General features: G+C 68.9%; 16 protein-coding genes and 1 pseudogene. 8 read left to right on the top strand and 9 right to left on the bottom strand.

Annotation, left to right across the window (positions count from 1 at the left end; translation table 11 throughout):
* Positions 1 to 4: 4 nt before the first annotated feature.
* The 5 genes from grpE to AB0J58_RS00140 all read left to right on the top strand — a co-directional run bounded on the left by grpE (position 5) and on the right by AB0J58_RS00140 (position 6007).
* The gene (grpE, locus tag AB0J58_RS00160; protein ID WP_364208092.1) at positions 5 to 622 is read left to right on the top strand and encodes a nucleotide exchange factor GrpE; all 618 of its coding nucleotides are present in this window, start codon (positions 5 to 7) and stop codon (positions 620 to 622) included.
* A 34-nt stretch (positions 623 to 656) separates the two neighbouring features.
* Positions 657 to 1856 carry a molecular chaperone DnaJ gene (dnaJ, locus tag AB0J58_RS00155; RefSeq protein ID WP_364208089.1) on the top strand — a complete coding sequence of 400 codons (1200 nt, stop codon included), beginning with the start codon at positions 657 to 659 and terminating at the stop codon, positions 1854 to 1856.
* A 2-nt stretch (positions 1857 to 1858) separates the two neighbouring features.
* Positions 1859 to 2206: a helix-turn-helix transcriptional regulator gene (locus AB0J58_RS00150; RefSeq protein WP_343980908.1), complete on the top strand. Its 348-nt coding sequence runs from the start codon at positions 1859 to 1861 to the stop codon at positions 2204 to 2206.
* Between the two features lie 201 nt (positions 2207 to 2407).
* Positions 2408 to 4990, top strand: coding sequence for an ATP-dependent chaperone ClpB (gene clpB, locus AB0J58_RS00145; protein ID WP_364208086.1), 2583 nt, complete (start codon positions 2408 to 2410; stop codon positions 4988 to 4990).
* A gap of 120 nt (positions 4991 to 5110) precedes the next feature.
* Positions 5111 to 6007, top strand: coding sequence for a hypothetical protein (locus AB0J58_RS00140; protein WP_364208083.1), 897 nt, complete (start codon positions 5111 to 5113; stop codon positions 6005 to 6007).
* Positions 6008 to 6088: 81 nt separating this feature from the next.
* Here the strand turns inward: AB0J58_RS00140 and AB0J58_RS00135 are convergent, their stop codons facing one another.
* Positions 6089 to 6619 (bottom strand): hypothetical protein, encoded by a 531-nt coding sequence (locus AB0J58_RS00135; RefSeq protein ID WP_343980897.1) that lies wholly within the window; start codon positions 6617 to 6619, stop codon positions 6089 to 6091.
* A 178-nt stretch (positions 6620 to 6797) separates the two neighbouring features.
* Here AB0J58_RS00135 and AB0J58_RS00130 point away from each other — a divergent pair, with 178 nt between their 5' ends.
* Positions 6798 to 7508, top strand: a complete 711-nt coding sequence (locus tag AB0J58_RS00130; RefSeq protein ID WP_364208080.1) for a hypothetical protein — start codon at positions 6798 to 6800, stop codon at positions 7506 to 7508.
* On the opposite strand, the gene AB0J58_RS00125 is transcribed toward AB0J58_RS00130, so the two are convergent.
* The 8 genes and pseudogenes from AB0J58_RS00125 to AB0J58_RS00090 form a co-directional block, all read right to left on the bottom strand.
* Positions 7484 to 8131 carry a TetR family transcriptional regulator gene (locus AB0J58_RS00125; RefSeq protein WP_364208078.1) on the bottom strand — a complete coding sequence of 216 codons (648 nt, stop codon included), beginning with the start codon at positions 8129 to 8131 and terminating at the stop codon, positions 7484 to 7486. The genes AB0J58_RS00130 and AB0J58_RS00125 overlap by 25 nt on opposite strands.
* Positions 8132 to 8197: 66 nt before the next feature.
* Entirely contained in the window at positions 8198 to 9466 is a 1269-nt protein-coding gene (locus AB0J58_RS00120; RefSeq protein WP_364208075.1) for a transposase, read from the bottom strand.
* Between the two features lie 6 nt (positions 9467 to 9472).
* Positions 9473 to 9868, bottom strand: a pseudogene (tnpA, locus tag AB0J58_RS00115) (IS200/IS605 family transposase).
* Between the two features lie 384 nt (positions 9869 to 10252).
* Positions 10253 to 11362 carry a CapA family protein gene (locus tag AB0J58_RS00110; protein ID WP_343980887.1) on the bottom strand — a complete coding sequence of 370 codons (1110 nt, stop codon included), beginning with the start codon at positions 11360 to 11362 and terminating at the stop codon, positions 10253 to 10255.
* A gap of 197 nt (positions 11363 to 11559) precedes the next feature.
* On the bottom strand, positions 11560 to 11718 hold the full coding sequence (locus tag AB0J58_RS00105; protein WP_364208072.1) for a hypothetical protein: 159 nt from the start codon (positions 11716 to 11718) through the stop codon (positions 11560 to 11562).
* 54 nt (positions 11719 to 11772) lie between these two features.
* Positions 11773 to 11973, bottom strand: coding sequence for a DUF397 domain-containing protein (locus AB0J58_RS00100; RefSeq protein ID WP_364208069.1), 201 nt, complete (start codon positions 11971 to 11973; stop codon positions 11773 to 11775).
* A gap of 413 nt (positions 11974 to 12386) precedes the next feature.
* The gene (locus tag AB0J58_RS00095) at positions 12387 to 12593 is read right to left on the bottom strand and encodes a DUF397 domain-containing protein (RefSeq protein ID WP_364208066.1); all 207 of its coding nucleotides are present in this window, start codon (positions 12591 to 12593) and stop codon (positions 12387 to 12389) included.
* 32 nt (positions 12594 to 12625) lie between these two features.
* Complete coding sequence (locus tag AB0J58_RS00090) at positions 12626 to 13486, bottom strand: helix-turn-helix transcriptional regulator (protein ID WP_364208063.1); 861 nt, start codon at positions 13484 to 13486, stop codon at positions 12626 to 12628.
* 466 nt (positions 13487 to 13952) lie between these two features.
* Between AB0J58_RS00090 and AB0J58_RS00085 the strand changes: the two genes are divergently transcribed.
* Complete coding sequence (locus AB0J58_RS00085) at positions 13953 to 14213, top strand: hypothetical protein (RefSeq protein ID WP_364208060.1); 261 nt, start codon at positions 13953 to 13955, stop codon at positions 14211 to 14213.
* Positions 14200 to 14883 carry a hypothetical protein gene (locus AB0J58_RS00080; RefSeq protein WP_364208058.1) on the top strand — a complete coding sequence of 228 codons (684 nt, stop codon included), beginning with the start codon at positions 14200 to 14202 and terminating at the stop codon, positions 14881 to 14883. The genes AB0J58_RS00085 and AB0J58_RS00080 overlap by 14 nt, the downstream gene beginning before the upstream one ends.
* Positions 14884 to 15067 lie beyond the last annotated feature (184 nt).

Here is a 15067-nt window from a genome sequence, read left to right as displayed (position 1 = left end):
CAGCGTGAGCACGCGCGAGAACGGTTCCGAGGAGGAGCCGGTGATCCGCGACAACCGGAAGATAGACCCGGAGACGGGACAGGTCCGCGAGACGGCCCCGGCGGAGGCCACGGGCCAGAACGACAAGGAACAGGCCGACAGGTCGTCCTCGTCCTCCCTGGCATCGGACCTCGCCTCGATCGAGCTGGCCACCCAACTCGCCGAGCGCACCGCGGACCTACAGCGTCTTCAGGCCGAGTATTCCAACTATCGCAAGCGGGTCGAGCGGGACCGGGCCGTGGTCAAGGAGCAGGCGGTGGCCGGCGCGCTGACCGAACTGCTTCCTGTCCTCGACGACATCGGCCGGGCCCGCGACCACGGCGAGCTGACCGGCGGTTTCGCCAAGGTGAGCGAGTCGCTGGAGGCGGCCACGGGGAAACTGGGGCTGAGCGCCTTCGGCACCAAGGGCGAACCGTTCGACCCGACGGTGCACGAGGCCCTGATGCACAGTTACTCCCCCGACGTCACAGAGCCGACCTGCGTGGAGATCCTGCAGCCCGGTTACCGGATCGGCGAGCGAGTGCTCCGCCCCGCGCGAGTCGCGGTGGCCGAGCCCGAAGAGCCCGCCGCGGACGACAACTGACCCCCCAAGATCCAAACTCTGAGAAGGAACGTGGATGAGCACCAAGGACTACTTGGAGAAGGACTACTACGCCGTCCTTGGTGTGCCCAAGACCGCCACGGCCGATGAGATCAAGAAGGCGTACCGGAAGTTGGCCAGGAAGTATCACCCTGACGCCAACCCCGGAAGCTCGGAGACCTCCGAGAGCACCGCCAAGTTCAAGGAGGTCTCCGAGGCCTACGACATCCTGTCCGACACCAAGCGCCGCAAGGAGTACGACGAGGCGCGGACGCTGTTCGGATCGGGTCTGGGCGGCTACGCCGGGGCCGGGGGGGCTCCGCGTACCGGCGCGGGTGGGTTCCCGTTCGACCTGGGAGACCTCTTCGGGGGCACCAGCCAGCAGAGCGGCGCCGGGGAGCGCATCGGCGACATCTTCGGCGGCCTCTTCAACCGGGGTGGCGCGAGCCGCCCCGGCGGGACGTCGACCAGGGCACGGCGCGGCCAGGACATCGAGTCCGAGGTCTCGCTCTCCTTCTCCGAGGCGGTGGAGGGCACCACGGTCTCGCTCCGCCTGACCAGTTCCTCCGCGTGCACCGCGTGCGGGGGAACCGGCGCCAAGGCCGGCACCACCCCGCGGGTCTGCCCGACCTGCGAGGGCACCGGGGCGGCCAGCCGCAACCTCGGAAACTTCGCCTTCTCCGAGCCGTGCCGCGACTGCAAGGGCCGCGGCCTGCTGGTGGACGACCCGTGCCAGGTCTGTGAGGGGAGCGGGCGGGGCAAGAGCACCCGCACGATCCAGGCCCGCATCCCGGCGGGGGTCGGCGACGGCCAGCGCATCAAGATCAAGGCCAAGGGCGCCCCCGGGGAGAACGGCGGCCCCGCCGGTGACCTCTACGTCCAGATCCACGTCAAGCCGCACTCCGTGTTCGGCAGGACGGGTGAGAACCTGACGGTCACCGTCCCGGTCACCTTCACCGAGGCGGCGCTGGGAGCCGAGATCAAGGTGCCGATTCTCAAGGGAATGCCGGTCACGCTGCGCATCCCCGAGGGCACCCCGAACGGCCGCACCTTCCGGGTGCGCGGCAGGGGTGTGGCACGCAAGGACGGCACCAAGGGCGATCTGCTCGCCACGATCGAGGTTCTGGTGCCACAGCAGCTGGAGGACAAGGCGAGAGGGGCCCTTGAGGAGTTCCGCGACGCCACCTCGGGTGGTGACCCACGGGCGGACCTCATCGAACAGGCCAGAAGCGAGTAGCCATGGAAGCCAACTACTTCGATCTGTCGGATGACACACCCGTCTATGTGATCTCGGTGGCCGCCCAGCTGTCAGGTCTGCACCCGCAGACCCTTCGCCAGTACGACCGTCTCGGCCTGGTAAGCCCAGGCCGTACGGCGGGACGCGGACGCCTGTACTCCACCCGCGACATCATGATGCTCCGCGAGGTCCAGCGGCTCTCCCAGGAGGAGGGCATCAACCTCGCGGGCATCAAGCGAATCCTGGTCCTCGAGACGGAGGCCCTGCGCCTGCGTGACGAGAACCACCGTCTCCGCTCGGAGATGAACATGATCCGCGCCCTCATCCAGTACCAGCTGCCCCCCGCCTGAGAACTCCCACCCGTGAGGTCGCGCCGGTGACTGGACCGACGAGGGAAGGAACCGGACCCCAGCGACCGAACCGCGACGCGCCGGCGTCGCCAATGGCCCGTGAGGTCGCGCCGGTGACGGGGGAAGTCACCGGACCCAGTGGCCGAACCGCGACGCGCCGGCGTCGCCGGCAGCACCTCCTGAACCACACGAGGGAAGTCAATGGACTACAAGCTCACCCAGAAGAGTCAGGCGGCGGTCTCCTCCGCCATCCGGCGGGCAGCCGCGGAGGGCAACCCCGAGGTCGCCCCCGCTCATCTGTTCACCTCGCTGCTCGCCCAGACCGGCGGCACCGCGGTGCCCCTGCTCGAAGCGGTGGGCGCCGACTGGAAGCAACTGCGGATCGAGGCCGAGAAGCAGCTCGCGGCCCTGCCGAAGGCACAGGGCGCCACGGTCAGCGCCCCGTCGAGCTCCCGGCAGCTGCTCACCGTGATGAACACGGCGGCCCAGCGGGCCCGTGGCCTTGAGGACGACTACGTCTCGACCGAGCACCTGCTGGTCGGTCTCGCCACGGACGGCGGCCCCATCGCCGAACTGCTCAAATCGCGCGGCGCGAGCCCGAACGCGCTGCTCGACGCCTTCGAGAAGGTACGCGGGCACGCCAGGGTGACCAGCGAGACGCCCGAGGACACCTACCAGGCGCTGGAGAAGTACGGGGTCGACCTGACCGAGCGGGCCCGGGCGGGCAAGCTCGACCCGGTGATCGGCCGCGACTCGGAGATCCGGCGCGTCGTCCAGGTGCTCAGCCGCCGCACCAAGAACAACCCGGTGCTCATCGGCGAGCCCGGCGTCGGAAAGACCGCCGTGGTGGAGGGGCTGGCCCAGCGGATCGTCGCGGGTGACGTGCCCTCCAGCCTGCGCGACAAGCGTCTGATCGCGCTCGACCTGGGCGCGATGGTCGCCGGCGCCAAGTACCGCGGCGAGTTCGAGGAACGTCTCAAGGCGGTGCTCGGGGAGATCAAGGAGAGTGACGGCCAGGTCGTCACCTTCATCGACGAGCTGCACACCATGGTCGGCGCGGGCGCCGGCGAAGGCGCGATGGACGCGGGCAACATGCTCAAGCCCATGCTGGCCCGCGGCGAGCTGAGGATGATCGGCGCCACCACGCTGGACGAGTACCGCGAGCGCATCGAGAAGGACCCCGCGCTGGAGCGGCGGTTCCAGCAGGTCTACGTGGGCGAGCCCACCGTCGAGGACACGATCGCCATCCTGCGCGGCCTCAAGGGGCGCTACGAGGCGCACCACCAGGTCCAGATCGCCGACGGCGCGCTGGTGGCCGCCGCCGCCCTCTCCGACCGCTACATCACCTCCCGCTTCCTGCCCGACAAGGCGATCGACCTTGTCGACGAGGCCGCCTCCCGGCTCCGCATGGAGATCGACTCCCGTCCCGTCGAGATCGACCAGCTCCAGCGGAACGTGGACCGGATGAAGATGGAGGAGCTGGCGCTCGCCAAGGAGACCGACGAGAGCAGCCTGCAGCGGCTGGAGCGGCTCCGCGGGGAACTCGCCGACCGTCAGGAGGAGCTCAACGCCCTGGTCGGCCGGTGGGAGCAGGAGAAGGCCGGGCTCAACCGGGTCGGTGACCTGAAGAAGCAGATCGACGAGGTGCGGAGCGCCGCCGAGCGCGCGCAGCGCGACGGCGACTTCGAGGCCGCCTCGCGGCTGATGTACGCCGAGGTGCCCAGCCTGGAGGCCAAGCTCGCCGAGGCCAGCAAGGCCGCCCAGCCCGAGAACCCGATGGTCAAGGAGGAGGTCGGCGCCGACGACATCGCCCAGGTCATCTCCTCGTGGACCGGCATCCCCGCGGGCCGGCTGCTCGAAGGCGAGACCGGCAAGCTGCTCCGCATGGAGGAGGAGCTCGGCAGGCGGCTGATCGGCCAGCGGCAGGCGGTCGAAGCGGTCTCCGACGCCGTACGGCGAGCGCGGGCCGGCATCTCCGACCCGGACCGGCCGACCGGCAGTTTCCTGTTCCTCGGCCCGACGGGCGTCGGCAAGACGGAGCTGGCCAAGGCGCTGGCGGACTTCCTGTTCGACGACGAGCGGGCGATGGTCCGCATCGACATGAGCGAGTACGGCGAGAAGCACAGCGTCTCGCGGCTGGTGGGCGCCCCGCCCGGTTACGTGGGCTACGAGGAGGGCGGCCAGCTCACCGAGGCCGTGCGGCGCAGGCCGTACACCGTGGTGCTGCTGGACGAGGTCGAGAAGGCGCACCCCGAGGTCTTCGACATCCTGCTCCAGGTGCTCGACGACGGGCGGCTCACCGACGGCCAGGGCCGGACCGTCGACTTCCGCAACGTGATCCTGATTCTCACCTCGAACATCGGCTCGCAGTTCCTCGTGGACCCGAGCATGACGAAGGAGGCTCAGCGGACCGCCGTGATGGCCGCGGTCAGGGGCTCGTTCAAACCCGAGTTCCTCAACCGGCTCGACGACGTGATCCAGTTCGACGCGCTCGGCACCGAGGAGCTCTCCCGGATCGTGGACCTGCAGGTGACCCACCTGGGCAGGCGCCTGGCGGACCGGCGGCTCACGCTGACGGTGACCCCGGCGGCACGCGACTGGCTGGCGCTGACCGGCTACGACCCGCTGTACGGCGCGCGTCCGCTCCGCCGCCTCGTCCAGTCCGCGATCGGCGACAAGCTGGCCAAGGAGGTGCTCTCCGGCGAGGTCCAGGACGGCGACGAGGTGCTGGTCGACCTCGACGAGGCGAGCGACTCCTTGAACATCGGCCCGGTAAGGGCTTGACCATCACCGGATGGGCCCCGGTAATGGCTCGACCACCATTGGGCTAAGCGCGCCCCTGGGCAAGACCCCCCTGTTACGTTCGGCAGTCATCGGATTACCGAACGCAACAGGGGGATGTGCATGTCGAACTCATCACGGAACATCAGGGGAATCCTCGCGGTGGCGCTGCTCACCGCCGGCGCCGGCTGGACCATGGTCTCTCCGGCCTCGGCTGAGGTCGCGCCCTGCCAGGAGCGCGAGGCGGCGGGGGCGCAGCAGGCGCCCGGGGCCATGGCGGCCGGCTGCGAGGAGGCCGGCGACGCCGGAACACCGGCGATCGCAGACGGTTCCGGGGCGTCGATGACCGCGAACACCGGCGAGACGCCGGTGACCGCGAACATCGGCGGGACGCCGGTGACCGCGAACATCGGCGGGACGCCGGTCGCGACGGACGGCACCGGGGCATCGGTGACCGCCGGCACCGGCGAGGTGCCGGTGACCGCGGAGCGGCTCGCACACGTCACCGACCTGCCGGATCTCTCCCAGGCCTCAGCGCTGGTCAGCTTCGCCGACGCCGGAGGCGTCGCCGCGGGCACCGGCTTCCACGCGCTGCCCTTCGGGCAGTCGAGCCTTCCCGGCCACGAGTGGACGAACTCCTGGGTGAGCATCGTGGCCGACGCGCCGGACCTGCCCGGCCTGCCGGGGGCGCCGGGTGCTCCCAGCGACGGCATCAGCTGGCTGCGAGCCCCGGTGCCGCCGACGCCCGAGCGACCTGCCGAAGCGGCGGTCACGCCGGACGACGATACGGCGCCGCTACCCCAGCCGGCCCAGGCGGACGCCGTCACCGAGGACCTGCCGTCGGCCGAAACGCCGGTGGTGGAGCCTCCGGCCGCCGCACGCCCGGAGGCCCCCGCGGCACCGGAGGCCCCCGCGGCACCGGACACCTCCGCGGGCGAGACCGCCACGGCGGAGGGCGGCGCGCAGCCTTCCGTCCTCCCCGCCCTGGAGAGGACGATCCCGGGCCTCAATGTGGGGTAACCACCGGATCGCGAACCACCACGGAGGAAGGGTCGTGCCCCAACGGGCACGGCCCTTTCCTGGTTTCAGGGCGGGCCGCCGTCAGCAGGAAGCGTCGAGGAGGGCGTCGAGCTCGTCTTCGGGGAGCCCGAGGTCGACGCGGATCCGGTAGCGGGTTCTGAGCAGGGCGATGTGTTCACCACCGCCCTCCACCGCCTGGTGCGCCCCCTCGGTGGCCCACCGATGGGCCTCCCCGAGGTCTCCGTAGGCGACGAGCGTCTCGGCGACCGTGAGAGCGGTGGCCGCGGTGACCCCGCCGACCGCGTGGATCGCCGCGATCACCTCTCTCGCCTCGTCCGGCTGTTCGAGCTCGAAAAGAGTGTCGGCGATCCCGGCCCGGGGATCGACGCTCACCTCGCCACCGTCGTCCACCGCTCGCTGGAAGCAGTCGAGGGCCCGAGCGGGCTGTCCGGCCTGCCGCCACTCCTCGGCGGCGAGCACGAGGATCGCCGCCCGCGACATGTCGCCGGACGCGTACGCCTCGACCAGGGCTTCGAGTCGCCGGGCCAGGGCTTCGTGATCGTCGGCCAGAAGTGCCTGCTCAAGCAATCGATCAAGTTGCTCACGTGTCACATGCGCCACATCGCGAGAGTACCGAGCGACGCTCGACCGCGTACGGCCAACGGCAGGTATTGGCCATATGACCTTGAGTAAACGAACGACTACGGTGCGCGTGTTTCTCCAGTAAAACGGGCATATGAGCGACGACTCCTGCTAGGGGAGCACATCATTGGGAGGAGCTGCGATGGGCATGTCCAGGCAGACGGCCTTCACCCTGATGCTTCTCCTGGCCTTCTCTGTGATCGTTCCGGGATCCGCCGGATATCTGTCGGTCAAGATGGAGGCGATCGACCAGGCCCACCAGGAGCTGCTCACCCTGGAGAGCAGACTCCGTCATGAGAAGCTCGCCGCCCGGATCAAGAGGATGGAGCGGGTCCATCGGGCACGGCGTCTCCAACCGGTCACCCCCTCCGGTCGCGAGCCCTCCGAGCCCGTCCGGAGTTCCCGCGTCGAGTCGGGGACGCTGCCGCCCGGACCCGGCACGGTCGTAGCGGTGCCGATCGAGCCGGGCGCGGAGTGGCCACGCGAGAGGCGGCCGCGCGCGCAACGGCAGGATGTGCAGCGGCAGAGCCCCCAGAGACCGGGAACAGCCTGGCAGAACCCGCAGGGGCCGGAAGCGCGGAGACCGGCGGAAGCACAGAGACCGACGGCACAGAGGCGCGTTGAGACCGGGACGGCCGGGGCGGCCGGGCTGGCCGGCGGGACCTTCGCGCAGGAGCGGTGGTCCCAGCTCGAACGCCGGGGCAGGGCCCGGCAGTATCGGGAACGGCTCACCGACGCGGGGCCCGTGTCCGCCACGCCGGACTCGATCGGCGGCGGGAATCAGCGCGAGGGCACCGGCGAGCCTTTCGAGGAGAACCTTCTCCCCCAGCCCTCTCAGACCGAGACCCGGGCGAACTGACGGTTCAGATAGCCACGGATCAGACGCTTGGCCTCGGCCACGATCTCCGGGGCACCGTTCGGATCACGACGGAACGCCAGCTTGAGCACCGCGTCTCCTGCCTCCACCGCGACCAGGATGGCCAGGTCGAACTCCTCGCTGTCGGCCAGACCGTACTCCTGCAGGAGGAGGCCGCGCAGCCGTCCGGCGATCACCGTGTTGTTCTCAGAACCGGCATCGAGCAGGTTGAGGTCGACCACGTCGCCGAAGTGCAGGGACCGGAAACCCGGCACGCTCCTGTGCATCTCCACGTACTCATCGATGATCGCGTCGACCGCGTCCCACCAGCCCGCGTAGTCCTCCGACAGGAAGCGTCTCCCGATCCGGGAGACGAACCCTTCGATGTGGCGCCGGGTCACCGCCTGGGCGATGGCCCGCTTGTCGGGAAAGAACTGGTAGACCGAGCCGATCGCGACCCCCGCGCGCTCGGCGATCCGCGTGGTGGAAAGCGCGTCGTAGCCGATCTCGTCCAGCAGGTCGGCGCACGCGTCGAGCATTCGCTCCACGCGCCGTGCGCTCCGTCGCTGGGTGGGCTGACGCCGCAGCGGGGCTTCGCAGGGCTCCTCGGCAGGCACGATGGACACCCCACCATCTTGCCCGCCGGACGCCGTCAGGTCAGTGCTTATTCGCCATTGAAGTGCTCCCCACGGCTAAAGCCGGGGAATTCCAGCCAGCCCGGACGCTGCTGTTGCTTGGCGGTTGGCCTTCCGGCCCACGCGGTTGCGTGGTCTGCGCACCCCAGCTCGCACACCCGGTCTGGGCTGCGCGAACTCCGCCCTCCCGGCAGTGAGTATGTTCTTGGCGGCGTTCACATCGGCGTGTTCGGTGTGTTTGCAAGAGGTGCACCGAAAGACCGCTTGGCTCTCGCGGGATTTGCGATCCACCACCTTGCACACGTTGCACGTCTGACTCGTGTACGCCGGGTTGACAGTGATCACGCAGGTGCCCGTATACCGGGCCCTACTACGGGTGGCCAGCTCGATCCGGTACCAGCCCTTGTCCAAGATGGACCGGTTCAGTCCGGCCTTGGCGGCGGCCCCGTTCGGCAAGAACGCGCCCGGCTGCTCAGGGTCCGGCCTGGGTTCGACGCCGGCGGTCATGTTCTTGGTCTTGAGCGCCTCGAACACGACCACCTCAAAACCCGTGGCCAGGGCATGGGCGGCCTTGGCGGCGAAGTCCTCCCGGCGTCTGCGGACCCTCCGCACCATGTCGGCGACCCGCGCGGCGGCTTTCCTGCGCCGGGCCGATCCCTTCATGGTCCGGGCGAAGTCGCGCTGAAGCTTCTTGGCATGCTCGACTTCCCGGTCACGGGCGAACACCCGGTGGTGGAAGCGGCCGTCCGAGCGGGTCACGACCTTGACCACGCCCCGGTCGATCCCCACCGCGCTGCCGGGGGCAGCGTGCCGCTCAGGCGAGGCGAGGCCATCCTCGACGAGAAAGCTGATGTACCAGTGCCCGCCGTCCTGGCTGACGGTGGCGTTCTTGACCTTCCCGCCGAGCGGGCGGGTGACCCGGAAGCGGACCCAGCCGAGTTTCGGCAGCTTCACCCGCGCCCAGCGCCGGTTGAGCCGCTCGACCGTGATTTTCCCGCCCTCGGGGAAGCGGAAGCTCGGCGGGTCGGCGACCTTCGACTTCCAGCGGACTTTCCACGTGCCGTGCTTGGCACACGCCTGATCCAGGTCGATCAACGCCTGCTGGAGACAGTGACCGGGGACCTCGGCCAGCCAGGGGAAGTCATCTTTGGCCTCGGCCACTTGGCGGGCCTGGTCGTGGTAGCCGATCCACCCGCCGCGCCAACGGTAGATCCGGCGCTGTTCCAGCGCGGTGTTCCACACCGACCGGCACGCCCCGCCGATGCGCTCGGCGAATTCACCCTGTTCGGGGGTGAAGTCCAGGCGGTACTTACGTCCGGTGAGCATCGGCGATCACCGGTTCCTCTGGTTCTCGACGTAGCGCTCGACCGCATCCAGGGGCGCACCACCTGCGATCGCCACGAAGCAGGAGTTCGTCCACAAGGTCGGCGGCTTCGACCTCAGCGCCGGGAATTCCTCGCGGAGCAGGCGAGAGGTACGGCCTTTGACGGCCTTGACCAGCCTGTGGATCCCGAATCGGGGTCCACCTCGACCAGCAGGTGAACGTGGTCGGGCATGACGTCGAGTTCCACCGGCCACGCCCCCTTTCTCCTCGATCACCTCAGGATCGACTGTTCAAGCCGTTCTTCGATCCGACCACCCAGAACCCGCCGCCGGTACTTGGGACACCACGCCACGTGGAACGCGCTGGAAGGCGATGTCGCCGTTCGCCCGGAGCGCCACGGTCACCCTGAGTCACCATACAGAGGGAAGCCATCTACCGCTCAAAGATTCGACTACCCATCAAGGAGAACTCTCATCAGGTCAGAGCACGCTCGGGCCTGGCGGCCCTCCCACGCCGGGCCTGCCCCATGGCTAAAGCCAGGGGTCCGCGCCCGGCATCTCCGATCGCGAGATTTCGCCGCCGCCGGCCGTGTCGGCCATGCCGACCGGCGCACGGCCGCCGGGCCGGTCCCCGCGCGGTTCCCTGGAGGGCGGTGCCCCCTCGACGTGCCCGGCGAACTCGGCGATCACGCGGGGGCGCACTCGGGGATGGCTGCGCTGCGCCCAGTGACCCGCGGGGATGCGACGGCGCCGAGGCGACGCGGCGCGGGGAGGGCAGGGCCGGCCCGGTCAGCCGGACTGACCGGGCCTGGCGGCCAGTCCGGTGCAGTCGCGCAGCGCCTTCCAGTTCGCGATGGCCTGCTGCCTCCCGAGCCCGGTGATCGGGATAGGTACCCCGCCCTGGATGCTGGCCGGGGTCCACTGGTCCTTGAGCACCCTGCGGCCGTTGATCGTCAGGGTGAGCACGCCGGTCCTGCCGGTCTCCGGGCCCCAGTTGTAGAAGACGAAGTTACCCATGCCGTAGTTGACGTAGCTGTTCTTCAGGTAGCCGCCGCCGAGCAGGATGTGCGCGTGGCCGCCCACGATGACATCCGCCCCGGCCGCGACCAGCTTGGGCGCCAGGCCCCGCTGTGCCTCGTTGGGGCACTTCTGCAGTTCGGTGCCCCAGTGCAGGTGGACGATCACGGTGTCGGAGTTCTTGCGGGCCCTGCGCACCTCCTGGATCAACCGCGCCTCGTTCTTGGCCGAGGCGAGGCCGGCCTTGTCGCCGGAGGCGGTCCACGCCCCGACGAACTCCGCGTCCAGCACCTGGGTGGCGCCGATGATGGCGACGCGGTTGCCGTTCACGGTGGTCCGCCACGGCCGGTAGGCCTCGGCCTCGTTCCTGCCCACGCCCACAACGGGGAACTTGGCGCGTTTTATGGCGGCGAGGGAGTCGGTCAATCCGCTCTGCATGTAGTCCATGCCGTGGTTGTTCGCCAGGGACGCCACGTCCACCCCTGACGCCTTCAGCGCGGTCAGCGCGGCCGCCGGGGCACGGAAGGTGTACTGCTTGCCCGGTGCGGGGGTGCCACCGGTGGTGATCGCGGTCTCCAGGTTGACCATCGCCAGGTCGGAGCGACTGAGCACCTTGGCGATCGGGCCGAGCGCGGTCTTCGGATTGGCGTTCAGACGGGTCCGCAACACGCCCTCGAAGTGCACGTCGCCACCAAAGGAGATGGTGTACGGCTTGCGCTCGGGGGTAGGGGTGGGCTCCGTCTGGGGGGTCGGCTTCTCCTCGACGTCGGCGAGTGCGCCGGGGGTGACCGACTCGGCCGTGGAACAGGCCGCGAGGAGCACGGCTGAGGCGGTGATCGTGGCGGCCAGGGCAAGACGTCGGGCGGTGCTGTACGTGTCCATCGGTATCCGAGGATGCCATCTCGCCCGCGATGTGTGGCACAACTCGCCCTACGGGATTCGATTCCACAAAACTTAACCGAGTTGCTTATTTGAATAACTCAACTTTAGAGCGTACCGCCTTGTCCATGGAGGATGAGGACCGGATCCGGCAGGCGGGCCTTCGGGTGACCGCGGCCCGGCCGGCGATCACGCGGACTCTACGGGAGGGCGACCATCTCGATGTGGACACCGTCTGTCACGGCGTGCGCGGCCGGATCGGCCGGGTCTCCCCGCAGGGCGTCGTCCAGGGCCTGGGCGCCGCCGAACAGTCGCCCCTCTCCCCGTACGGCTTTTCCCCGGCCCTTCCGGAGAGACATGCGAAAGGGGCCTGACCGCCGTTGGACAAGCCCCCGTCCGAGGTGCGGAACCGTTCAGAAGTCGAACTTCCCACCTTTCACCCCACCGACGAACGCGGCCCATCCGGCATGGCCGAAAACGAGCACCGGTCCTTCCCGGTCCTTGCTGTCGCGCACACCCACTTCGCGTCCGGAGAGCCGTGCCACCTCCACACAGTTACCGTTGAGGGAACTGCGGCTGCTCTTCTTCCAGATCAACGCATCACCCGATTCCATGCCCGTCCTCTCACCTGACAGCACCAGTGTCAGAATTTCACCGAGAAGACGGGGAAAGACAAGACCCTTATCTGGAATAGTCCGCTAACCAGCGGGTTTATCCGGTCGGGTCCCATACCGGGGGACCGGCGACGGCGGAGCCCACGGTTCTCCCCGCCGTCTGGGCCCACATGGACGTCTCCGTCAGGAACACGAGCACGCTTCGCGGCGGTCTTGATCGACCGACACGTCACCCGTGTCGATGAGAGCCTTCCCTCATGTCCGTGCCGGCCGGCGACACACCGGGACGGCGGGCTCCGGCCGGCCGGGCGCCCCGACGATGCGGCCGATCGAAACGAAGGGCGCCCATCTCCGCTCTCGCGGCGAAAGGCGCCCGGGGAAACGGCCCGCGACCGGCGGGCCGTCTTCAATCCTCAGAGACGCAATCCGTCCTTCTTGATCGCGCCGATGAAGATTCCCCACTCCTCGCGGGTGAAGACCAGAACCGGCCCTGACCGTTCCTTGCTGTCCCGGACCCCCGTGCGGCCCCCGTCCAGCACCGCCACCTCGACACAGTTCCCGTTCACGGAACTCAGCGAGCTTTTCTTCCACTCGGTGGCGCCGATATGTTTCTTGTTCATTTGTCTTCCAATATGTGCATAGCGGCCTGCCGCTATCTTTTCCAGTACTCCGTTGTGTTTCTCATCAGTTCCTGTGACGCCGTCTCGTCCAGAGCCCTTTCCATCAGGTGGCCGAAGGCCCGTTCGTACCCGTAGACCATTTCCGCGTCCTCTATGAACCGTCCACCGAACAAGGACTCCAGGTAGACGACATCGGGGAAGTCGGAGAACGTCAGGTGCACGAAGGTGCCCGTGGACACCGGCGGCGGAACGTCCTGGGGCAGGATCCGTATCTCCACGTGCGGCAACCGGGAGATCTCGATCAGATGCAGGAGCTGGTCTCGCATGACCTGGGCGTCGCCGTACTGGTTCTTCAGCACGGACTCGTGGAAGACGCTTATGTGCGTCAGCGGTCGCGGCGCGTGCAGCAGGGTGTGCTGGCGCATCATCCGGATCTCCGCGCGATCCTGAAACCAGCTCGACGGTAGCTGGCTGGCGTGTTGACCCGCCGCGAGGACCTCCCGGGCGTACTCCTTCGTCTGGAGAAGTCCGGGCACGACCTGGGGTTCCCAGTCTCGCGTCATGGTGGCCTCCGCCTCCATCCCGATGAGCGTGATGTAGTCCTCGGGGACGGAGCTTCGATATCGCTCCCACCACCCCTTCCGGGCGGCGTCGTGTCGCAGCGCGACCAGAGCCTCCCGGAGGTGCTCGTCGACCCCGTAGAGCCCGCAGAGCGCCTCGACGTCCTCCTCCTTGGCCAGTGTCTTGGCGGTCTCGATGCGGCTGACCTTGGCGGTCGACCAGCCAAGACGGTCGGACACCTCGTCGCCGGTCATGTTCAGGCCTTCACGGAGCCGACGAAGCTCCATGCCCAGCCGACGCCGGCGGAGCGCTGGACTACCACGTTCCGGCATCACGACCTCCTCGCCATGACGGGCGGGTGGACGTCATGGCCTCAACAGGAACCAGACGAATGGTAGTGCAAATTACACTGTAGTTTGCAGTGTATTCGGAGAAGTTTATTGCTTTTTCCCTTACGGCAAGTCTTGCAGGGAAATCTCTGCTGAGCGACTATCAGAACAGGAAGGTTCCCGGAAGATCGGGGAATCCACCGGTGATCATCCGGGGGTGTCTTCGAGGGCCTCCGTGAATCGCGCGCGGAGCGAAACGGGCGCGCACCTGATCGGCGACGGCGCCGTCTCCAGCACGACGGAGTTGAACCGGGGAGGCCAGCAGAGGAAGCGGAGGAGATCGGCCGGCGACGGCCCAGAGTCGCACGCGTCAGGGGGCGCCCGATCGGGCGCAAAAAAGCACCGGGCCGGCGGCCACCGACCCGGTTGGCACAAGAACTCCACGTTGAAACCACGAAGGGAGTCTCCTATGTCCTTCCACCGTACCAAGGGACTCTGCGGAATCAAGACCCTCCTCCTCGATCTGATCTACATCACCGACCGAGAGCTCTGCATGGACCAGGACGAGTGGGCCCACCGGCTCGGCTGGACCGTGACCAGGACCGGTTTCGTGAGCAGGCGCTACCGCGAGCCCCGGTTCGACCTCCTCAAGGCCGAGCGGACCGCCGCCCCCGCCCTCGCCCTGGCGCCCGTCCCCGACAAGAGGGCGGACGGCGATGTCGCGGCGTAACCTCCGCGACAACCGCTACGGTCGTCCCGACGGCCGGCCCCCCGGCCGGACGGGCCTTCTCGTCCGGCTGTGGCGCTGGCGGACGGAGATCGTCCTGCTCGCCGCCGTCTCGGCCGTCCTGGCCGCGGCGGCTCTCTCCTTCAAGCAGGGCCACTGGTGGCCCTCCGCCCTGCTGGCCTGCACCTCCGGCGTCCCCGCCGCCTCCCGCTCCGGGCGCAGGTGGGTACGGACGCACGCGTGGTGCCTGATCTCCCGACACCGCCTGCAGAGGACATGCGTGGAGATCGGGATGCACACCCGCTCGGGACGGCTCCCGCTGGTGCTGTGGATCACTCCTTCCGCCGCCGGGGAGAGGGCGCTGATCCTCGCCAGGGCCGGGATCTGTGCCGAGGACTTCGAGGCGTTCTCGGCCGAGATCGCGGCGGCGTGCTACGCCCGCGACACCGTGGTCCTTCGGCACCGCAGATGGGCGCACCTGCTGACCGTCGAGGTCATCCGCAGGGACGAGTTCACCGGCCCGCCGCTGGGACTCGACCGGCTGTACGGGTGGACGGACTGGGTCAGCCCACGGGCCCACCGGGCCGTGCGGGAGGAGTCCGATACCCGTTCCGCCGCCGACCTGCTTCCCGGACCGCACGAGCCCGCCGACCACCGGCAACGGGCCGCGTGATCCTCCGGTCCATCGGAAGCGGACCGCAGGACACAACGGGCTGCAACGGGCTGCAACGGGCCACAGCGAGCCGTAGCGGGCCGTAGCGGGCCGTAGCGGGCCGTAGCGGGCCGTAGCGGGCCGTAGCGGGCCGTAGCGGGCCACCTGGGTTCCACCGGCCGTCCCGTCCTCCTGGCGGCACCGA

Origin of the sequence: Streptosporangium sp. NPDC049644, assembly GCF_040675205.1 — a bacterium.
Lineage (GTDB): Bacteria > Actinomycetota > Actinomycetes > Streptosporangiales > Streptosporangiaceae > Streptosporangium > Streptosporangium fukuiense.
This window is presented reverse-complemented; position numbering and strand designations above follow the sequence as displayed.